This window comes from Pseudomonas sp. PB103 (assembly GCF_009764635.1).
Lineage (GTDB): Bacteria > Pseudomonadota > Gammaproteobacteria > Pseudomonadales > Pseudomonadaceae > Aquipseudomonas.
Window position 1 is genome coordinate 26,069 of record NZ_RWIL01000075.1, and the last position, 18,200, is coordinate 44,268.

The following is an 18,200-nucleotide window of genomic DNA, read 5'->3' on the forward strand; positions in this document are numbered from 1 at the left end:
AGGCTGCGATCTTTTGATCCTGTCTTTAAAAACAACATCAAAAGATCGCAGCCTGCGGCAGCTCCTACAGGGGATTGTGGCTATTAGATGAACAGTTCCGAGGCCAGACTGGCTGCTGATAATTCTTTGGTGAATGTCAGCAACAGCGGCGCCAGTTCATGCAAGCGTGCGCCCGGCATGCGCGCACTGGGGCCGGCGATACTCAGCACGCCGATCACTCGACCATCCGTAGGATGTTTCACCACCGCGGCAATGGCCGAAGTGCCGACCGCCGAGCTTTCTTCAACGCAGGCATAACCCTGTTCACGGGCCAGGCGCAGGCGTTCCAGCAATTCGATATTGGAACGCGGCGCATTCGGCCCGACACCCGCCGGCACCTCCGCCGCCTGACGTTCGACCATCGACAGCGCCTCGGCGTCGGTCATGCACGCCAGCCACGCATGCCCGGACGCAGTGTAGAACAGCGGCGCATCGCGGCCCATGTCCGGGTCATAGCGCAGACCGGTGCGCGCGCCTTGCGCTTTGGCAATCCAGGTTTGGCGCTCGCCGTCGATCACGCCCAGGCGCACCAGCTCGCCGCTCTCTTGCGCCAGCCGATCAAGCACCGGCTGAACGATGTCGGCACCGCTGCTCGACAAGTATTGAAAGCCCATCGCAACCAGTTTGGTCGACAGGTGATAACGCAGGGTCTCCGGATTCTGCCGCACGTAGCCCAGGCGGATCAGCTCGGCGAGCAAGCGATGCGTTGCGCTCTTGGGGATGTCCAGTTGCTCGGCCAGCGTCTGCATCGGCAGCCCGCGCGAATCACTGGTGAGGCTTTCCAGCACGCTGAAAACCCGTTCGATTTGACTGCCGGCCATGGAGAAATCCAAATGAAATTTCGCCGATTCTAGAAGACATCCTTGGCAAAGCGAAATCTGCAACCGCCCGTTCGATAACCGCCCGCTTTGTCGGCCCAAGACTTGTCGAGCGGTGCCGCCACTGGTTATTTTCTGGAATCAAATTCCAAAAAAAATTCAGCGCTGGAGCCTTGTTTGATGTCTGTCGAACTTCCCGAAATCGACTGCGACGTGTTGGTCGTCGGCTCCGGCGCCGCCGGGTTGTCGGCGGCCGTCACTGCGGCGTGGCATGGCCTGAAGGTTATCGTCGTGGAAAAAGATCCGGTCTTCGGTGGTGCTACCGCGTGGTCGGGCGGCTGGGCGTGGGTGCCGTGCAATCCACTGGCACGTCGGGCCGGCATCATCGAAGACGTCGAACAACCGCGCACCTATTTGCGCCATGAACTGGGCGAGCATTTCGACCCGGCAATGATCGACGCCTTCCTGACCGCCGGGCCACGCATGGTGGCGTTTTTCGAGCAGCACACCGTCCTGCAATTTGCCGACGGCAACGCCATTGCCGACATTCATGGCGACACGCCGGGCGCTGGCACCGGTGGACGTTCTGTCATCGCCGCCCCTTACGACGGACGCAAAGTCGGGCGCTTGCTCAAGCGTCTTCGTACAACGATGCGCGAAACGTCCTTCATGGGCATGCCGATCATGGCCGGCGCGGATCTTTCGGCGTTCCTCAATTTGACTCGTTCGCTGAAAGCGGCGTGGCATGTGACGCGACGTTTTACTCGGCACCTGCTCGACCTCGCGATTCACGGCCGGGCAATGCAACTGGTCAACGGCGTGGCGCTGGTCGCGCGACTGGCGAAATCCGCCGAAGACCTCGGGGTATTGCTGTGGCACTCAGCGCCAGTTACCGAACTGCTGCAGGACGGAAACCGCGTTTCGGGAGCCTTGATCAACAGCCGTAAAGGCCCGATCCGCATCCGTGCGCGCAAAGCCGTGGTACTCGCGGCGGGAGGCTTCGCCAACGATATCGAACGGCGCAAAGCCCTGTTCCCACGCACGCCAACCGGCCACGAGCATTGGGCGCTGCCGCCGCTGGCCGTCAACGGCGATGGCCTGCGCCTGGGGGAAAGCGTCGGCGCGCGGGTCAACACCGATGTCGCTTCACCGGTGGCGTGGGCACCGGTGTCGCAAGTGCCACATTCCGACGGCAGCACCGGCCATTTCCCACACATCATCGAGCGCGGCAAACCCGGAATCATCGGTGTGCTGCGCAACGGTCAGCGCTTCGTCAACGAAGCCAACGGTTACTACGACTATGTCAGCGCCATGGTTGCCGCCGCGCCGGAAGGCGAAGAAGTCGCCTCGTGGCTGATCTGCACCCACGCCTTTCAACGGCGTTATGGCCTTGGCATATCGAGGCCGTTTCCGCTGCCAGTGTCAGAATTTATCCGCAGCGGCTATCTGAAAACCGGTAACAGCGTTGAAGAATTGGCCAGTGCTTGCGGCATCGACCCGGGCGGCTTGCGCCAGACTCTCGACGATTACAATCGCCATGCACGCAACGGCGAAGACCCGCAATTCGGGCGCGGCTCAACACCTTACAACCGCAAACAGGGTGACCCGGCGAACCTGCCCAACCCCTGCGTTGCCCCGATAGACACCGGCCCGTTCTATGCCGTGAAAGTCCAGCCGGGCTGTTTCGGCACCTTCGCCGGCCTCAAGGTCAACCCGCACGCGCAAGTGCTCGACGCCAACGAACACGCCATCACCGGGCTCTACGCGGCAGGCGGCGACATGGCCAGCATCATGGGCGGCCACTACCCGGCAGGCGGGATCAACCTCGGCCCGGCGCTGACGTTCGGTTACATCGCCGCCCGGCACATCGCCGGCATCACTGCTTTCGAACAGGAGATCGACCATGCAGCACATCGTTAATGCCCAGGGCTTGAACATGCCGAAACTCGGCCTCGGCACCTGGCCGATGCTCGGCGACGAATGCACCCGCGCCGTCGAGCAGGCGCTGGAACTCGGTTATCGCCACATCGACACGGCAGCGGCCTACAACAATGAAGACGCGGTCGGACAAGCGCTGGCGAATACGCCGACACCGCGCGAGCAGATCCATGTCACCAGCAAAGTCTGGTGGGATCAGCTGCAACCCGATGCCATGCGCCACTCCATGGCGCGCAGCCTCAAAGCCTTGCGCAGCGACTACGTCGATTTGTTCATGATCCACTGGCCGAGCACGGACTGGGATTTACCCCGTACGCTCGAAACATTGGCGTCATTCAAGGAACAGGGGTTGGCCCGCAACATCGGCGTGGCGAATTTCCCCCTGGCGCTGCTGCGCAAAGTCGTCGAGGAATACGGGATTTGTCTGTCAGCGATTCAGGTCGAGTACCACGTTCTCCTCGGCCAAAACGCCCTGCTCGACTACGCCCGCCAACACGACATGGCACTGACGGCCTACACCCCGTTGGCGCGCAACAAAGTCTCGGACATCCCGCAGATCCAACAGATCGCGCAAAAGCACGGCGTGCTGCCGACCCAGGTCGCCTTGAAATGGTTGCTCGATCAGCCCAACGTTGCGGCCATTCCCAAGGCCAGCAGCCAGACCAATCAACTGGCCAACCTGGCCTCGCTGAAGGTCGAACTCGACGATGAAGACCGCGCATTGATTGCCGCACTGCCGAAAAATCAACGCCAGGTCAGCCCGGATTTCGCGCCTGAATGGGATGCCTTTGATCGCTGATCGATGACCTGCTGAAAGAAACCCGCCACCGGATTGAATTCGCGGGCCGGGCGATCGTCAATAACAGGCCCGACCTCGTCTGCACGAGGCCGGGCCTGTTTGCGTGTGGCCAATAGACGGACGACCGGACTGGCGCCACACTCACACACCAGCAACACTCATCACCACGTGCTATTCACCCGATACAAACAGAGGATTCCCACATGCTATGGAAAAAAGGCCGACGCAGTGACAACGTCGTCGATGCCCGTGGTGATGATGCCGGCGGTGGCGGCGGCATGCGCTTCGGCGGCGGCAAAGGCCTGAGCCTGGGCGCGATCCTGCTGATCGTCGGGATCGGCTGGATCACTGGGCAGGATCCATTGCAGATCCTCGGCCAGCTCACCGGGCAATCCACCCAGCAAGCGGCGCCGACCTCGCAAACTCGTCAGGCGCCGCCGGCCAATGATGAGCAAGCCGAATTCGTCCGTTCGATCCTCGGTGATACCGAAGACACTTGGGGAGCGATTTTCCAACAGGCCGGGCGCCAATACAAAGACCCGACGCTGGTGCTGTTCAGCAATCGGGTGAATTCCGCCTGCGGCCTGGCAACGTCCGCCACCGGCCCGTTCTATTGCCCGGCTGACCAGAAGGTTTATCTGGACATGGCGTTCTTCCAGGAAATGTCGCAACGCTTCAAGGCTGCCGGCGATTTCGCCCAGGCCTACGTGATCGCGCACGAAGTCGGACACCATGTACAGACGCTGCTCGGCGTCTCGGCGAAAATTCAGACAGCCCGCCAGCAAGGTCGGCAGATGGAAGGCGCCGGCGGTTTGTTGGTGCGTCAGGAATTGCAGGCTGACTGTCTGGCTGGCGTTTGGGCCTACAGTGCGCAGAAGCGCCTGAACTGGCTGGAACCGGGCGACATCGAAGAAGCCTTGAACGCGGCCAACGCCATCGGTGATGATCGCTTGCAGCAACAGGGTCAGGGTCGTGTGGTGCCGGACTCGTTTACCCACGGTACGTCGGCGCAAAGGGTGCGCTGGTTCAAAACCGGATTCGCGCAGGGCCAGGTCGGCCAGTGCGACACCTTCGCGGCGAAAAACCTGTAAATGCATAAATGGCTTTTGGCGTTACTGATAGTTGGCAGCACTGCGCAAGCCGCCGGTGTCGATGCAATCAGCCCGGGTCGCTTGCAACTCAAGGCCGGCGAAATGGCAGTGGGTATCGGCCCCGCGCCGGAGAAGATTGAGCGTGTGCTGATCGTCATTCATGGCCGTTTGCGCAACGCCGAGACCTATCGCAAAAGCGCCGAGAGCGCGGCCGAACTGGCCGGGCAAAGTGCGCACACGCTGGTGATCGCGCCACAGTTTCTCAATGAAAGCGATGTCGCTTTGTACTCGTTGCCTGCGACGTTGCTGCGCTGGCAAGGTAACGATTGGATGGGCGGCGGGTTATCCACAGGGCCGAATCCGTTGAGTTCCTACGCGGCGCTGGACGAAATCGTCGCGCGGATCAGCGATCGCAAACAGTTTCCCGACGTGAAGCAGATCGTTATTTTCGGACACTCTGGCGGCGGTCAGGTGGTGCAGCGTTATGCCCTGCTGGCCAAGGATCAGCCCGCGCTGAAGGCCAACGGCATTCGTTTGCGCTACGTGGTGGCCAATCCTTCGTCCTATGCGTACTTCAATGAACAGCGGCCGGTGGCGTTCGATCATGCCAAGTGCGTGGGTTTCAATCGCTGGAAGTACGGTCTGACAGACATGCCGGTGTACGCCGGTGGGCAAACGCCGTTGCAGCTTGAGAGCAGTTACATCAAACGCGAGATGATTTATCTGCTGGGGCAGCAGGACATCGATCCCAAGCATCCGGCGCTGGACAAGCGATGTGAAGCCGAGGCGCAAGGTGCCTATCGTCTGGAGCGTGGGAAGTTGTACTTCGGCTATTTGCTGCGCCGCCATCCGGAAGGGGTGAATCAGCGGCTGGTTGAAGTGCCCGGGGTCGGGCATAACGGCGATGGCATGCTGACCTCGCCGGAGGGGCAGAAGGCGTTGTTTGAATAAGTCCTGTATTGAATGATCTGCCGCCATCGCTGGCAAGCCAGCTCCCACAGTGGGTTGTGTCGCACACATTTTGCATCCACTGAAAATCCCTGTGGGAGCTGGCTTGCCAGCGATGAGGCCATATCAAACAACCGAAATGTCAGGTAAACAACATCCTGCGCAACTCGACACAATCCTTGGCATGCCAATCGGTCAACTCAGGCCACGGGTTATCCGGCAAATTCACCAATACCGTGCGCGCCCCCGCCGCTCGCCCGCAATCCAGATCAAAGCGGTAATCACCGACCATCACCATCTCGCTGGCCGCCACATCCCAGGCCTCTGCCAACTTCAGCAATCCACCCGGGTGCGGCTTCGGTGGCGCTTCGTCGCGGCCCAGCACATCGTCCACCGCAAAGCAGTCAGCCAAACCAATCGCCTCCAGCGTCACATGCGCCAACTCCCGCGCGTTGCGGGTGAGGATGCCAAGGCGATAACCGCGCGCGTGCAGATCACGCACCAATTCCACCGCCCCGGTCGCCGGGGTCGAGCCCAGTGCCAGATCGCGTTCGTGCTCAAGCAACCACGCATGTTTGGCCGCCGCCTCATCCGCCGGCAACGCGGCGAGATGCGTAAGGATGTCGTCCTGCGGCGGAATCGCCAATGCCACGCGAATCGCCGCAAAGTCATGCACGGCAACGGTCAGCGTGCCGTCCATGTCGAACACCCAATGGCGAACGTCGCTCAGGCTCATGCCCAATCCTTGCGATGACGAATCAGGCCTTCCTGCGTCACCGACGCGACCAGTTGCCCGGCGCGGTTGTACACGCTGCCACGGGAAAAACCACGGGAATTGCCGGCCCACGGACTGTCCATCGCGTAGAGCAACCAGTCATCGGCGCGCAGATCGTTGTGGAACCACAGCGCGTGATCGAGGCTGGCGACCTGCATGTCTTTCTGCCAGACCGATTTGCCGTGGGGCAGCATAGAGGTGGTCAGCAGACCGAAGTCCGAGGCGTAGGCCAGCAGGTATTTGTGCAGCGCGGGAATGTCGGCCAGCGCACCGTCTGCACGGAACCACACGTACTTCACCGGATCGGCCGGTTGCGGGTTGTACGGATCCTTTTCAGTGACCGGGCGCACTTCGATCGGCTTCGGGCACAGCAGCTTTTCACGCATGTGCTCGGGGATCAGTTGCGCGCGTTGCTGGAACAGCTCCAGCTCCGACGGCAAGTTTTCCGGGCCGACCACGACAGGCATCTGGCTCTGGTGTTCGAAGCCGGCTTCGTCGTACTGGAACGAAGCGCTGCAGGTAAAAATCGGATGGCCCTTCTGGATCGCCGTGACGCGGCGGGTGCTGAAACTGCCGCCATCGCGCACGCGATCAACCGAATAAACCACTGGCAATTTGGCGTCGCCCGGACGCAGGAAATAACCGTGCATCGAGTGCACATGGCGCGCTTCTTCAACCGTCTGACTGGCCGCCGACAGCGACTGACCGAGCACCTGACCACCGAACAACTGACGGAAACCCAAGTCCTGGCTACGGCCACGGAACAGGTTTTCTTCGATCGGTTCCAGGGTCAGCAGGTCGACCAGATCTTCCAACACTTGGCTCATTCAGACTCTCCTCACACAAAGCTATGCCGCGCAGTCTTGGCTGCGGCGGGCGATTCAGGTTCTGGCACGGGCCAATGATTTGGCGGCCATTGTAAACGTCCGTGTCGGCTTAGCCATGCAAGGTTTGCAGCCATTGTTCCCGGGTGATGCGGTACAGCACATGCCTGCGCAACGGATGATCGGCGGCAAGCTTGGGGTGATCGAAATCATCCTCCGGGGCGTGATGCATGCCGATCGCCTGCATGACCTTCTCCGAAGGCAGATTGGTTTGCGCGGTGAAAGAGACGATTTCCTTCAAGGCCAAGCGGTCAAAGCCGCAACGCAGAGCGGTCCACGCCGCTTCACTGGCATAACCGAGCCCCCAATGTTCCTTGGCCAGACGCCAGCCGATCTCCACCGCCGGGGTGAACGGCGCGTCGAACCCGACCACGCCGAGCCCGGTGAAACCGATGAATTCGCCGCTGTCCTTGCGCTCCAGCGCCCACAAGCCGAAACCGTGCTCGGCAAAATGCCCGCGCACGCGGCCGATCATCGACGCGCTTTCCAGTCGGCTCAAGGGTGCCGGAAAGTAGCGCATCACCTGCGGATCGGCGCACATCGCCGCAAATGCCGGCAAATCCTCGTCCTGCCACTGACGCATCACCAGCCGCGCGCTTTGCAGTTCCAGTATCGGCTCCATCGTGCCCCTCCGTTTCCATGCCGCAAGTCTACATCGCTGGTAGGATCCTTCACTCTTTCCTACGTTCCTACATGAAACCGACATGCCATTGCCGCTGATCTACCACGAAGACTACAGCCCCGAGTTTCCGGCGGATCACCGCTTCCCGATGGACAAGTTTCGTCTGCTGCGCGATCACTTGGTCGACAGCGGTCTGACCCGCGATGCTGACCTGCTGCGCCCCGAGATCTGCCCCAACGACATCCTCGCCCTCGCCCATGACCGTGCGTATATCGAACGCTACATGAGCGGCGAGTTGTCCCGCGAAGACCAACGGCGCCTTGGCCTGCCTTGGAACGAAGCTTTGGCGCGGCGTACGGTGCGCGCGGTTGGCGGTTCGATTCTGGCGGCGGAACAAGCCCTGGAGCATGGCCTGGCCTGTCACTTGGCCGGCGGCACCCATCACGCGCATTACGACTACCCGGCGGGATTCTGCATCTTCAATGACTTGGCGATCATCAGCCATTATTTGCTGCAAAGCGGCCGGGTCAATCGCGTGCTGATCTTTGACTGCGATGTGCATCAGGGTGACGGCACGGCGCGGATTCTTCATGACACGCCGGAGGCGATTACCGTTTCCCTGCACTGCGAAAAGAATTTTCCTGCACGCAAAGCCGAAAGTGACTGGGACATTCCACTGCCCAAAGGCATGGGCGATGGCGATTATTTGAAGGTGGTCGACGACACGCTCAACTATTTGCTGCCGCTGTATCAACCGGATCTGGTGCTGTACGACGCCGGCGTTGATGTGCACAAGGACGACGCCCTCGGTTATTTACAACTGACGGACGAAGGCGTCGCCGCCCGTGATGAAAGCGTGATGCGCCATTGCCTGGGCCGCGACATTCCGGTGATGGGCGTGATCGGCGGCGGCTACAGCAAGGATCGCCACGCCCTTGCCCGCCGCCACGGCATCCTCCATCACAGCGCACAACGGGTCTGGCAGTCACACGGTTGTCATTGAGCTGTGCTGCGTTACCCACAATCGCTGTGGAACTGCCTGTGGATAACCTGCGTGAAAGAGCCTACAGCCCACATCCACCATGGCCTACAGAACACTGGTCAATTTTTAACCACCACAAACTTGTAGGAGCAGAGCTTGCTCGCGAAAGCGGTCTTTCATTCAGTATTGTTGGTGGCTGACACACCGCTTTCGCGAGCAAGCTCAGCTCCTACAAGGGATTTGCGCTGTTAGAATGCGCGGCTTATCCCGCCATACCGCAGCGCACGCCATGACCCAGAACGCCGTCTCCTCCCCCGCTCACGTCGCCATCATCGGCGGTGGCCCTGCCGGCCTGATGGCCGCCGAAGTGCTGAGCCAGGCCGGAATCCGCGTCGATCTGTACGACGGCATGCCCTCGGTGGGCCGCAAATTCCTCCTGGCTGGCGTTGGCGGGATGAACATCACCCACTCCGAAGCGTACCCGGCGTTCCTCTCGCGCTACGCCGAACGTGCACCGCAAATCGCCCCGCTGCTGCGCGGCTTCGATGCTGACGCGTTGTGTAAATGGATTCACGATCTCGGTATCGAAACCTTTATCGGCAGCTCCGGCCGCGTATTCCCTACCGACATGAAAGCCGCGCCGCTACTTCGCGCCTGGCTCAAGCGTCTGCGCGACAGCGGCGTAGTTATCCACACCCGCCATCGCTGGCTCGGCTGGGATGAACACGGTGCGCTGCGCATCGACAGCCCGGAAGGTGAAATCACCGTCAAACCCGACGCCACCCTGCTCGCCCTCGGCGGCGGCAGTTGGTCGCGCCTCGGTTCCGACGGCGCCTGGATGCTGCCACTGGAGCAACGCGGTGTAGGACTTGCGCCGCTGCAGCCAAGTAATTGTGGCTTCGAGGTGCAGGCCTGGAGCGAGTTGATGGTCAGCAAATTCGCCGGCGCGCCGCTGAAAAATATCGCCATTGGTTTGAACGATGACATTCCGCGCTTGGGTGAATGCGTGATCACTGCGACCGGGATTGAAGGCAGTCTGATTTACGCGCTGTCAGCGCCGATTCGTGAGGCGATCAATCAGTATGGCGCGGCGGTTGTTCACATCGACCTGCTGCCCGGCCGGCCTGTGGATAAGTTACAGGCGGGATTGAGCAAGCCACGCGGTTCGCGTTCGATGGCCAAGCATCTGCACAGCCAGGTCGGGATTGATGGGGTGAAAGCGGCGTTGTTGCGTGAGCTGACCGATGCTGCGACTTTCGCCGATCCGGCGCTGTTGGCCCGGGCGATCAAGACGTTGCCGCTGACCTTGGTGAAACCGCGGCCGCTGGACGAAGCGATCAGCAGTGCCGGTGGCGTGACGTTTGAGGCGATGGATGAGCGCTTGATGCTCAAGGCCTTGCCGGGGGTGTTCTGCGCGGGAGAGATGCTCGATTGGGAAGCGCCGACGGGCGGCTATCTGCTGACAGGCTGTTTCGCCAGCGGCCGGGCGGCAGGGTCGGGGATCCTACAGTGGCTCAAACACCCTAACCCTGTAGGAGCTGACGAGTGAAACGAGGCTGCGATCTTTTGATCTTCGGCAATCAAGATCAAAAGATCGCAGCGTGCCGCAACTCCTACAGGAGTTACGGCTTACGCTTACGAGGGCCGGTGTTAAATACCGGCACCTTGCGCACAGGCTTGATCGAAGGCTCCGGCGCCTGCGTCTCACCGCTATCCACCCATTTGCCCAGATTACGCTTGCCGCCACCACCAGAAGCTTTCGGCTTCTTCGGTTTCTTCGGCTTCTTGATCACCTGACCGCTGGCGTCGGTGTCCGGCACGCGGTGCTCAGGTTCGAAGTCCGGCTCGTTCTGACGCTTCAAAGTCTGGCGCGTCAGCATTTCAATCGCCGACAACATGTTCACTTCATCCGCGCACACCAGCGAGATCGCCTCACCGGTTGCACCCGCACGGCCGGTACGGCCAATACGGTGGATGTAGTCTTCGGCCACGATTGGCAGATCAAAGTTGATCACCAACGGCAAATCTTCAATATCCAGACCACGGGCAGCAACGTCGGTCGCGACCAGAATCTGCACTTCACTGAGCTTGAAACGATCCAGCGCGCGCTGACGAGTCGCCTGCGGTTTGTCGCCGTGGATACCGTCGGCGTTCACACCCAGACCCTGAAGTTTTTCCACCAGCGCATCGACGCCGTTGCGGGTCTTGGCGAACACCAGCACCTGCTTCCACTTGTTCTTGCGCATCAGGTGCACGAACAGTTCGGCCTTGCGCTTCTTGTCCACCGTGACGATCCACTGCTTGACGGTGTTGGCGGCGACGTTGCGCGGGCTGACTTCAATGCTCAGCGGATCGTTGAGCATCTGCCCTGCCAGCAGACGGATGTCATCGGAGAACGTCGCGGAGAACAGCAGGGTCTGGCGCTTCTTCGGCAGCATGCGATAAATGTTCGCCAGTTCTTCGGAGAAGCCCAGGTCGAGCATGCGATCGGCTTCATCCAGCACCAGAGTCTGCAACTGATCGAGTTTCAGCGCGTTCTGGCGGAACAGGTCGATCAGGCGACCCGGCGTGGCGACCAGCACATCGACGCCGCCGCGCAGCTTCATCATTTGTGGGTTGATGCTGACGCCGCCGTAAACCGCATAAGTGCGCAGCGGCAGGTTTTCGGCGTACTGGCGCACAGATTCATGAACCTGCTCGGCCAGCTCGCGGGTCGGCACCAGAATCAGCGCACGCGCCGAGTTGGCAGCGACTTTCGGCCCTTCCATGCTCAGCAACTGCAACAGTGGCAAGGCGAAACCGGCGGTTTTGCCGGTGCCCGTCTGGGCGGCGGCCATCAGGTCGCGACCGGCCAGAACGGCTGGGATGGCTTGCGCCTGCACCGGCGTCGGGGTCTGGTAGCCGAGCGTCTCAAGGGAGCGCAGCAAGGGTTCGATCAGGCCAAGGGTGGCGAAAGTCATGGGAGTACCGTAGGAAAAGATGACGCGGGCATGCAATGCCGCGCAGTTTACCCTAATTCGTACGCGTTTCTGTGGGAACGGCTGTCGGCGCCACGACTGGCGGCTGTGCTGGGCGGCGCCACTGCGGCAAGCCAATCAGCACCACGGCGCTGATGATCACCAGCATCGCCAGCGCTTCCTCGATCCCGATGGTTTCGCCAACAAACACGATCCCGAGCAACACCGCCACCGCCGGGTTGACGTAGGCATAACTGGTCGCCGCCGCCGGGCGTACGTGCTTGAGCAGATACATATAAGAGTTGAAGGCGATGATCGAGCCGAAGAAGATCAGGTACGCCAACGCCAGCCAGCCTTCCATCGGCGGCACGGCTTGCAGGCGTTCGCCACTGACGGCGCTACCCATCAGCAGCACCACACCGCCAACGAGCATTTCCACCGCACTGGCCATCGCCCCCTGCGGCAACGGCAAATGTTTGCTCCACACCGAACCGAACGCCCAGGTCGCCGCCGCAAAAATCAGCAGCGCTGCGCCCATCGGGCTCGATTGCAGGTTGGAGCCCATGTTGAGCATGGCGATGCCGATGATTCCCAAGGCCACTCCGGCCCATTCCAGACGGGTATTGCGCGCACCCCAGAAATAACCAAACAGCAAAGTGAACAGCGGCACCGTTGCCACTGCCAAGGCTGCGACACCCGAAGCCACGCCCGTGTGCTCAGCCACACTCACCGCGCCATTACCGAAACTGAGCAGCAAAATCCCGATAATTCCCGCCGCTTTCCACTGCGCCCAGGTCGGTGCCGGCGCCCCGCGCCAGCGCAGGAACGCGTACATCAACGTGCCCGCGATCACGAAGCGCACACCACCGAGCATCAGCGGTGGCCAGTACTCAACGCCGATGCGGATCACCAGGTAGGTCGATCCCCAAATCACATACAACGCAAAAAACGCGGCGATCAGCGGTAGAGAAAAACGGCGCAAGGCAGACATGAGTGGCTCGACTGTCAGGATCAGGGATTGGATTATTCTAGAAAGGCACACGGGCAAAAATAAGCTACAAAACCTGTTTATCAGGCCGGTACACTTTGGAAATCACGGAGATCGACGGCTTAAACCGCGATTTCGAAAGTCTGGCATTTTCAGGAGTTCGATCTTGGACAAATACGACCGCATGCTGCTCAGCGCTCTGCTCGAAAACGGCCGTGCGTCTTACGCCGATCTGGCGCGCAAGGTGAACCTGTCAGCGCCCGCGGTGGCCGAACGCGTGGCCAAGCTTGAGGCATCCGGAGTAATCACCGGATATGAGGCGAAAATCGACCTGTCGAAAATCGGCTTACCGATCCAGTGCATGATCGAATTGCGTCTGCACCAGAACGGCAGTCAGAAGGTCTACGACGAACTGGTGAAGATCCCGCAACTGACCGAGTGCTTTCGAGTGACGGGCGATCCGTGCGTGATGATGAAAGGCGCGGTGGGTTCAATGCCGGAGTTGGAAGAGCTGATCAATCGCGTGGCGAAATTCGGCTTCAGCAAGACATCGATCGTGCTGTCGAGCGCCATCGAAAAGCGCGTGCCGCTCGGCCATATCGAAAACAACGGAAAGTGAATAAATCGCGTGACCGCCCCTCTCCCTGCACAGAAACAATCTTCCATCCCCTGTAGGAGCTGACGAGTGAAACGAGGCTGCGATTTTTTGATCTTTCACCTCTAGATCAAAAGATCGCAGCCTGCGGCAGCTCCTACAGAGGATCGGGTGGCGTCAGCGATAGCGTTGCAGGTGTTCGCTGACTTTCGCGGCGGGGACTTTCTGCAGTTTGCACAGCAGGTCGTGCGACAGCTCGCGCACGCCGTGCTTGTGGCGCAACTCTTCGGCCAGATGCGCCATCAGGTTGGCCGCCATCTCGGCGTCGGCCATGGCCCGGTGAGCCTGGCCGGTGTGCGGCAGGCGCGCGAATGTGGTGAGGGTGCCAAGCTTGTGATTCGGCGCTGCCGGCATCAAGCGTCGGGCCAGCAGTAACGAGCAGGCAAAATTCTGCAACCGCGTGCGCTTGATCCGCCCCAGTTCAAAGTCCCAGAACTTCTGGTCGAACGAGGCGTTGTGCGCGAGCAGCGGCGTGCAGCCGACAAACTCGTTGACCTCGTTCATCACCTTCTCGGCCGGCGGCGCGGTGCGCAGCATGGCGTTGCTGATGCCGGTCAGTTGTTCGATGAACGCGGGAACGCGCACGCCGGCGTTCATCAGGCTCTGGTAACGCTCGACGATGCGGCCGTTTTCCAGCATGACCACGGCGATTTCCGTGGCGCGACAGCTGCTGTTCGGCGAGAGGCCGGTGGTTTCAAAGTCGATGACTGCAATGCGTTCCAAACCGGGTTCAACTCCGTACAAAAATCAATTCTTGAGCAACAGCGCGCCTTCGATCGGCACGTAACGGCTGGCCGCGCGAATCAGCGAGTTGGCAGTCAGTCCCGGCACGCCATAGGCGACCGCTTGCACACCGTGTTTGCTGATGATGCGTTCGAGCAGCATGTCGAAATCGCCATCACCGGAGGCCAGAACGACTTCGTCGACGTGGTCGGCGGCGTCCATGATGTCGAGGGTGATGCCGACGTCCCAGTCGCCCTTGGCCGAGCCGTCACTGCGCTGGATGTACGGCTTGAGCTTCACGGTGAAGCCGAGGTTGCGCAGGATCTGCTGGAACTGCTGCTGCTTGCTGTCGCCACGGTCGATCGCGTAGGCGTAGGCCTCGACAATCTGCCCGTCCTTGCTGATGTCCGCCCACAGCGCCGCATAGTTGAAATGGCAACCATAGGCCTGACGCACGGTGTAGTAGAGGTTCTGCACGTCGGCGAACACTGCGATTTTTTTCACCGGAGTTCCTGTGGGCGCGCAAGCGCACGAAGCGGGATCGGGCGCGGGGCCCGAAAAAGGCGCTCAGTATGCCAGCCATGAGGAAGGTTCAGCGAATAATCACCGGCAGGCGCCGAGGTGCTACTGACGAGTGGTGAATGTGGTGAGGGGATTTAGCGAAACGTCGCACCGCGCCGATGGGCTGCGCAGCAGTCCCAAAAACTGGGGCCGCTCCGCTGCCCAACGGGGCGGTGCGACGTTTCGCTAAATCCCCTCGCCACAGAGTTAGCGTGAAGTTTAGAGATGGGTCAGACGAAGGAGTCGTCGTCATCGAAGAACGATGAGTTGTCGTCGCTGCTGTAATCGGTGTCGGTGAACCCGCCCTGATCGTTGCCGGCCATACGCTGATCATCGCCCCAGCCACTGTTGCTCTGGTCGGCAACCTGCGCCGGTTCTTCCTTGATCACTTCAACGATTTCTTCCGGTTGCTGGTTGTGATGGAACAGGCTGCTGATGCCCTGCGCCAGCATTACACCACCGGCCACACCGGCGGCGGTTTTCAAGGCGCCGCCAAGGAAGCTGCCGCCCGCTGCCGGAGCCGCTTGTTGCGCATAGTTGGGCGGCGCTGCACCGAAGTTCTGTTGTGGCGCGGGCGCGCCGAAACTCTGCTGCGGGGCCGGTTCACGCCAGCCGCCCGTGGAAGACGGGGCAGCACTTTGGGTCGGCGCCGGACGCGGGCTGCCACCGAAAATACTCGACAGGAATCCACCGCTACCACTCGAAGCAGGCGCAGCACTCTGGGCCTTGGCCGATTGCAATTCAGCCTGCAAACGCTGGACTTGCTGGGTCAGTTGTTTGTTCTGCTCATCGAGGCTCTTCAGCGCAGCCTCTTGCACCAGAATCGCCTGGGTCATGAAATAACCTGCCGCCGGCTGGCGGGTCAGGTGTTCCTTGATCCGCGATTCAGCCTGGGCGTCGCGCGGGGCTGCCTCCGTTTCGGCCTGTTGCAACCGGGAAAACAGTCCATCGATCAGGGTTTGCTCTTCGCTGTTCATGGCGACCTCGTAGATTGCCGGGGATAACGTTGCCCTCGCCCACTTTGAGTGAGGTGCTCTCCTGTAATGGAGACAGTGACAAAACGTTTCAATGACCTTTACCGAATGTTTACGTTTGTGCCGCCGCGCGCATCATCGGTTAAAGTGAGCCACTGTTTTCGACCTGCGATACCGACTGATGAATGCCCTCGAAGTACTGCGCGACTCTTTGTATTTTTTCAAACGCCATTTGGGCAGCATCGTGCAGTTGTGTCTGCCGCTGGTGATTTTCGAAGCGTTGTTGCAGCAAGTGGTCGATCACAACACCGACCCGGACAGTTTTTCCTCGGTCAGTGTGGTCGTCGGCCTGTTGGTCTATCCGCTCTACACCGCTGCACTGATCCTGTTTCTCGACGCCCGCACCCGAGGCGAGTCGCCGCGCACCCTTGATCTGCTGGCGATGTCGGCCCGCCTGTGGCCGCGTTTCGCGCTGTTGACCGCGCTCAACACGTTGTTGATCTTGCTCGGCCTGTCGCTGTACTTCCTGCCGGGCCTGATACTGATGGTCATGCTTGCGTTCGGTGAGTACCTGCTGGTGCTGCGCGGCCTCGCCCCGTTGCAGGCAATGAAAGAAAGCCTGCGCCTGACCCGCGGGCATTTCTGGCGAATTCTGCTGTGCATTCTGTGTGTGATGACGCCACTGTGGCTGCTCAAGGGCGCGACGCTGGCGGTCTATCCCGAGCCGCAGAACCCGGCGATTGCCGTGCTGATCGAAAGCGCCCACAGCTTCCTGCAACTGTTCACCAGCGTGGTGTTGTTTCGCCTGTTCATGCTCATCAGCGAATTGCCTGACAAACGTGACGGAGCGGTCTGACAGCGCAGCGCTTGGGCATGGCGACCGCCCTCAGGTATGCTCGGGGCCACTTTCTGTAACGCTATAAGCCGAGCCATGACCCGTCTACTGCGCTACACCCTGTTGCTTGTTGTGCTCGCCATCGCCGTGATCGGCGGGCTGATTTTCAGCCTGACTTGGCGCCCCGATGCCCGCGAAACCCTGCCGGTCAGCTGTACCGGGAAACCACCGACGCTGGTGCCGGGGCAAGCGCTGAAAGTCATGACCTGGAACGTGCAGTTTCTCGCCGGCAAGCGCTACGTGTTCTGGAATGACCTGGCCCAGGGCGACGACGAATCGCCGACACTGGAAGACATGGCCTTCAGCCTTGATGAAGTGGCGCGGGTGATCCGTGATGAGCAGCCCGATGTGCTGCTGTTGCAGGAGCTGGATGACGGCGCCAAGGCCAGCGATTATCAGGATCAGCTCAAACTGCTGCAGGAAAGGGTCGCCGACCTGTATCCGTGCAGCGTCAGCGCTTTTGACTGGAAGGCTGACTTCGTTCCTGATCGGCATATCTTCGGCAGTGTCGGCCGGCAACTGGCGACCCTCAGCCGCTACCGCATCGAACACGCCGAACGCCTGCAATTGCCGGTGGCCTCGGCGAACTTCATCAGCCGTCAGTTTCAGCCCAAAGATGCCTTGCTCGCGACCAAGCTGCCGCTCAGCGATGGCGGACAATTGACCGTTTTCAACACGCATCTGGAACGCGCCAGCCAGCCGGACAGCACCTTGCAGACGCAAGTGAGCGCCGTGGCCAAGGTCCTCGACAAATATGAAAGCCAGGGCCTGCCATGGCTGATCGGCGGTGACTTCAACCTGTTGCCGCTCGGGCAATACCGCCGCTTGCCGGTCGAACGGCGTACGCCCTACTCCACCGACAGCGAACTGCATCTGCTGTGGGACAAGTACCCGATGATCCCGACCAACAACGAGGCCGGCGGCATTGACCGTGCGCAGTGGCTGACGCACTACCCCAACGACCCCGGCCTGAATGGCCCGGATCGCACGGTGGACTATCTGTTCTACAGCCCGAAAATCAAACGGATCGAAGCGACGGTGCGCCAGGACGATACCTTGCGCATTTCCGACCACCTGCCGGTCATCGCCCGCTTCCTCCTCCCCGCTGCCCCATAAATCACCACATCCCCGTGTAGGAGCTGCCGCAGGCTGCGATCCTTTGATCTTCAAAAACAACATCAAAAGATCGCAGCCTGCGGCAGCTCCTACATTTGGCGTTGGATCAGCCAGCACACAGGCCAGCAGACACACCGGTTTCGCGAGCAAGCTCGGCTCCTGCAGGGTTACTCGGCAGCAGATTAATCAAGGTAGGAGCTGCCGCAGGCTGCGATCCTTTGATCTTCAAAAACAACATCAAAAGATCGCAGCCTGCGGAAGCTCCTACATTTGGCGTTGGATCAGCCAGCACACAGGCCGGCAGACACACCGGTTTCGCGAGCAAGCTCGGCTCCTGCAGGGTTACTCGGCAGCAGATTAATCAAGGTAGGAGCTGCCGCAGGCTGCGATCTTTTGATCTTCAAGAACAACATCAAAAGATCGCAGCCTGCGGCA

Annotated in this window: 18 protein-coding genes; 9 read left to right on the forward strand and 9 right to left on the reverse strand. The window is 60.6% G+C overall.

The genetic code is table 11. The annotated features are described in order from the left end of the window. Window positions 1–83 precede the first annotated feature (83 nt). The gene (locus tag EJA70_RS14330; protein ID WP_158831560.1) at window positions 84–860 is read right to left on the reverse strand and encodes an IclR family transcriptional regulator; all 777 of its coding nucleotides are present in this window, start codon (window positions 858–860) and stop codon (window positions 84–86) included. A gap of 177 nt (window positions 861–1,037) precedes the next feature. Between EJA70_RS14330 and EJA70_RS14335 the strand changes: the two genes are divergently transcribed. The 4 genes from EJA70_RS14335 (at window position 1,038) to EJA70_RS14350 (ending at window position 5,636) form a co-directional block, all read left to right on the forward strand. Further along, on the forward strand, window positions 1,038–2,777 hold the full coding sequence (locus EJA70_RS14335) for an FAD-dependent oxidoreductase (protein ID WP_158831562.1): 1,740 nt from the start codon (window positions 1,038–1,040) through the stop codon (window positions 2,775–2,777). Next, window positions 2,761–3,594: an aldo/keto reductase gene (locus tag EJA70_RS14340; RefSeq protein WP_158831564.1), complete on the forward strand. Its 834-nt coding sequence runs from the start codon at window positions 2,761–2,763 to the stop codon at window positions 3,592–3,594. Before EJA70_RS14335 ends, EJA70_RS14340 begins: the two co-directional genes overlap by 17 nt. A gap of 203 nt (window positions 3,595–3,797) precedes the next feature. Continuing rightward, a complete protein-coding gene (locus tag EJA70_RS14345; protein ID WP_158831566.1) occupies window positions 3,798–4,685 on the forward strand; it encodes a neutral zinc metallopeptidase in 888 nt (295 codons plus the stop codon). Beyond that, complete coding sequence (locus EJA70_RS14350) at window positions 4,686–5,636, forward strand: alpha/beta hydrolase (RefSeq protein ID WP_158831568.1); 951 nt, start codon at window positions 4,686–4,688, stop codon at window positions 5,634–5,636. Window positions 5,637–5,775: 139 nt separating this feature from the next. On the opposite strand, the gene EJA70_RS14355 is transcribed toward EJA70_RS14350, so the two are convergent. The 3 genes from EJA70_RS14355 to EJA70_RS14365 form a co-directional block, all read right to left on the reverse strand. Beyond that, window positions 5,776–6,369, reverse strand: coding sequence for an HAD family hydrolase (locus tag EJA70_RS14355; RefSeq protein ID WP_158831570.1), 594 nt, complete (start codon window positions 6,367–6,369; stop codon window positions 5,776–5,778). Then, entirely contained in the window at window positions 6,366–7,235 is an 870-nt protein-coding gene (gene tesB / locus EJA70_RS14360) for an acyl-CoA thioesterase II (protein ID WP_008082985.1), read from the reverse strand. Before tesB ends, EJA70_RS14355 begins: the two co-directional genes overlap by 4 nt. A 109-nt stretch (window positions 7,236–7,344) precedes the next feature. Beyond that, entirely contained in the window at window positions 7,345–7,914 is a 570-nt protein-coding gene (locus tag EJA70_RS14365; protein WP_008082983.1) for a GNAT family N-acetyltransferase, read from the reverse strand. An 82-nt stretch (window positions 7,915–7,996) separates the two neighbouring features. Between EJA70_RS14365 and EJA70_RS14370 the strand changes: the two genes are divergently transcribed. Further along, window positions 7,997–8,917, forward strand: coding sequence for a histone deacetylase (locus EJA70_RS14370; protein ID WP_158831572.1), 921 nt, complete (start codon window positions 7,997–7,999; stop codon window positions 8,915–8,917). A 268-nt stretch (window positions 8,918–9,185) separates the two neighbouring features. Continuing rightward, window positions 9,186–10,445 carry a TIGR03862 family flavoprotein gene (locus EJA70_RS14375; RefSeq protein ID WP_158831574.1) on the forward strand — a complete coding sequence of 420 codons (1,260 nt, stop codon included), beginning with the start codon at window positions 9,186–9,188 and terminating at the stop codon, window positions 10,443–10,445. A 73-nt stretch (window positions 10,446–10,518) separates the two neighbouring features. Here EJA70_RS14375 and EJA70_RS14380 read toward each other — a convergent pair whose 3' ends face one another. After that, entirely contained in the window at window positions 10,519–11,856 is a 1,338-nt protein-coding gene (locus tag EJA70_RS14380; protein ID WP_008082980.1) for a DEAD/DEAH box helicase, read from the reverse strand. 52 nt (window positions 11,857–11,908) lie between these two features. Then, window positions 11,909–12,844, reverse strand: a complete 936-nt coding sequence (yedA, locus tag EJA70_RS14385; RefSeq protein ID WP_158831576.1) for a drug/metabolite exporter YedA — start codon at window positions 12,842–12,844, stop codon at window positions 11,909–11,911. Window positions 12,845–13,007: 163 nt separating this feature from the next. On the opposite strand from yedA, the gene EJA70_RS14390 reads away from it, so the two are divergent. Beyond that, window positions 13,008–13,460, forward strand: a complete 453-nt coding sequence (locus tag EJA70_RS14390; RefSeq protein ID WP_158831578.1) for an Lrp/AsnC family transcriptional regulator — start codon at window positions 13,008–13,010, stop codon at window positions 13,458–13,460. A gap of 153 nt (window positions 13,461–13,613) precedes the next feature. On the opposite strand, the gene EJA70_RS14395 is transcribed toward EJA70_RS14390, so the two are convergent. The 3 genes from EJA70_RS14395 to EJA70_RS14405 all read right to left on the reverse strand — a co-directional run bounded on the left by EJA70_RS14395 (window position 13,614) and on the right by EJA70_RS14405 (window position 15,757). Beyond that, complete coding sequence (locus tag EJA70_RS14395; RefSeq protein WP_158831580.1) at window positions 13,614–14,219, reverse strand: PolC-type DNA polymerase III; 606 nt, start codon at window positions 14,217–14,219, stop codon at window positions 13,614–13,616. Window positions 14,220–14,243: 24 nt separating this feature from the next. Next, on the reverse strand, window positions 14,244–14,723 hold the full coding sequence (locus EJA70_RS14400; RefSeq protein ID WP_016986151.1) for an NYN domain-containing protein: 480 nt from the start codon (window positions 14,721–14,723) through the stop codon (window positions 14,244–14,246). A 287-nt stretch (window positions 14,724–15,010) separates the two neighbouring features. After that, window positions 15,011–15,757, reverse strand: coding sequence for a DUF2076 domain-containing protein (locus tag EJA70_RS14405; RefSeq protein ID WP_158831582.1), 747 nt, complete (start codon window positions 15,755–15,757; stop codon window positions 15,011–15,013). A 178-nt stretch (window positions 15,758–15,935) separates the two neighbouring features. Between EJA70_RS14405 and EJA70_RS14410 the strand changes: the two genes are divergently transcribed. Further along, window positions 15,936–16,610 carry a YciC family protein gene (locus EJA70_RS14410; protein ID WP_008087373.1) on the forward strand — a complete coding sequence of 225 codons (675 nt, stop codon included), beginning with the start codon at window positions 15,936–15,938 and terminating at the stop codon, window positions 16,608–16,610. 75 nt (window positions 16,611–16,685) lie between these two features. Then, on the forward strand, window positions 16,686–17,765 hold the full coding sequence (locus EJA70_RS14415) for an endonuclease/exonuclease/phosphatase family protein (RefSeq protein ID WP_158831583.1): 1,080 nt from the start codon (window positions 16,686–16,688) through the stop codon (window positions 17,763–17,765). The last annotated feature ends 435 nt before the right edge of the window (window positions 17,766–18,200 follow it).